Origin of the sequence: Acaryochloris sp. IP29b_bin.137 (assembly GCF_028285745.1) — a bacterium.
Taxonomy (GTDB): Bacteria; Cyanobacteriota; Cyanobacteriia; order Thermosynechococcales; family Thermosynechococcaceae; genus Acaryochloris.
This window is the reverse complement of record NZ_JANQOP010000249.1, coordinates 1-2243: the sequence shown is the minus strand read 5'-3', so window position 1 is coordinate 2243 and position 2243 is coordinate 1. Positions and strand designations below refer to the sequence as shown.

Sequence of the window (2243 nt, the reverse complement as noted above, 5' to 3'; positions counted from 1 at the left end):
TAGACGATACAATTGCCTGTTTCTTCTTTCTTTGTTGTTCATGTTAGGTTAAACAGCCGATTTGTCAGGTCAACTGGATAAAAACCCGAAATCAGTTGTCAATGTCCGTTGGTATTGCCATTATCCCCTCAGCTATAAGAATTCAGAAGAGGAGATGCTTGAGCGAGGATTAGAGGCTGATCACAGCACCATCAATCGGAGGGGTCTCAATATTCTTGGTTGTTTCGGATTTTGTGGTTTAAATAAGGTTAAGACAGTTGCAATCTCTTCCATCCCTCTATCTACAGTATTTTTAGGGAAATGTACTCCCAAACAGTTTCTTGAAAAACTAAGCTTATTCTCGATTGAGGTACCTTCATCTAAGGCTTCTGTTCAAATTTCGTAGCTAATACCAAATCCGATTTACTAAACCCCGAAACGATTATCTTCATAGCATTCACTATTATTATTTTGAAAACTTCCTGGCGTTTTAGAATATCGGGGTTATATAAATCGGATTCGGTATAAGATCAGTAACATAGTAGATGTTAATTTATCATGTACAATGCATGCCTATTCAGACTTCTAAGGATCAGTGATGGATATGCTTTTAGATAAGTAATATATGAAGATTCCTTAACCTTATTTAAACCACAAAATTCGAAACAACTAGGTAAATCATAACTGACTTACCCGAAGATATCCTCCAATTGCCGCTACTGTATTGTTAGCACAACTGCGTTGAATAGGGTTTCAAGCAGATTAAAAATAAATTGGGTAGAGCTGATTTTCGTCTAACAGACTCGGGAGCGTGTCACTTCTTTGAGAGGAAAATGATAATTGCTCTTAGATGATCCCTCTTATTGACTATGACACCAGAAGAAGAACAAGAATTCAATGCCTGCGTAACACGCATTTCAGAATTGCTGTATCAAGATTCTCAATCCCAGTCCCTGCCCATGAATACTTTGGCAGAGATTGAAGCCACTGTTCGGATGCAACTCCAAACACATGTGTCGCCTCAGATGGGTCTTTTTTTATCGACCAAGTTAGCCCGCCAGATGTCGGAGAATATCGACGGACCTTAAAAAGCATTCTGGGCAAAATCAACCTCACTCGAACCCAAGCAACAGCCCTCAAGGTCAAGCCCAGCAATCAGTTAAGCCCCTACTTAAGGCTTGCTTCGAAAGTCTAAGTTCCAATATTTGCAGTGTATCCAAGTGTTGAGCGCCCTTGAGAAGTGCAAGGAAAATCATTCAAAATACTCAAAACCCTTGCACCTGCACCCCAATGTATCGTCGCCCCTCCCCCGGTCAACAGTCCTTTGAGAACTTCTACTTGCCCTTCGGAGGGAAACTATCAGGCGAGAATCGCTGGGTAAAACTCGCCGAGCTGATTCCCTGGGAAAGCTTTGAATCAGAGTATGCAGACCAATTCAGTCCAACCATGGGGGCACCTGCCAAACCCTTTCGTGTGGCCTTAGGAACCTTAATCATCAAAGAGAAACTGGGTGTATCCGATGCAGAGACCGTAGAACAGATTCGAGAGAATCCCTATTTGCAATACTTTCTGGGGTTTAGCGAATATCGAGATAGTGCTCCGTTTGATGCCTCCATGCTGGTTCACTTTCGCCAACGGTTGAAGCTAGAGCTGCTAGCTCAAGTCAATGACGCAGTCGTGGAATCTGTGCTGGCATCCGAGGGTTCTCCTGTTGCGATGTCCCCTGAGTTATCTCCTCCCTCTGACGATGATGAAGATGAGCCTCCTGCCCCTCCCAACCAGGGCCAATTGTTGATAGACGCGACCTGTGCACCAGCCGATATTCGCTATCCGACAGACTTAGATCTGCTCAATGATGCCCGCAAAGCGAGTGAAGCCATCCTTGATGCTTTATATGCTCAAGTCATGCTGTCCCTCAAGTGCAAACCTCGCACCTATCGTCAACTGGCCCGCAAAGCTTATCTGGCCATTGCCAAGAAACGTCAACCGAGCCGTAAGCTGATTCGTAAAGGGATTCGTCAGCAGTTGGGCTATGTGCGTCGGAATCTAACCCACATTGATGAATTGATAGCCATGGGAGCTTCCCTGTCCCAATTGTCCCGGCGACAGTACCGTCTGTTGTTGGTGATTCATGAAGTCTTTCGACAGCAAGAATGGATGTATGATCTTTACTCGAAAAAGTGGACATTCCCGAAGAGTCGATAACCTAGGAGAATGTTCAGATGACACAAAAACCCCGCAGACTATTTACAGACGAACAGAAG

The 2243-nt window shown here is 44.2% G+C and carries 1 protein-coding gene and 2 pseudogenes; all 3 read left to right on the top strand.

Annotated features, from left to right (window positions below; translation table 11 throughout):
- The first annotated feature begins 61 nt into the window (after positions 1–61).
- On the top strand, positions 62–385 hold the full coding sequence (locus Q0991_RS17600) for a hypothetical protein (protein WP_299490745.1): 324 nt from the start codon (positions 62–64) through the stop codon (positions 383–385).
- Positions 386–848: 463 nt separating this feature from the next.
- Positions 849–1153 (top strand): annotated as a pseudogene (locus Q0991_RS17595) (ISKra4 family transposase); the annotation flags it as partial.
- Positions 1154–1269: 116 nt separating this feature from the next.
- Positions 1270–2142: pseudogene (locus Q0991_RS17590) on the top strand (transposase); the annotation flags it as partial.
- Positions 2143–2243: the final 101 nt, after the last annotated feature.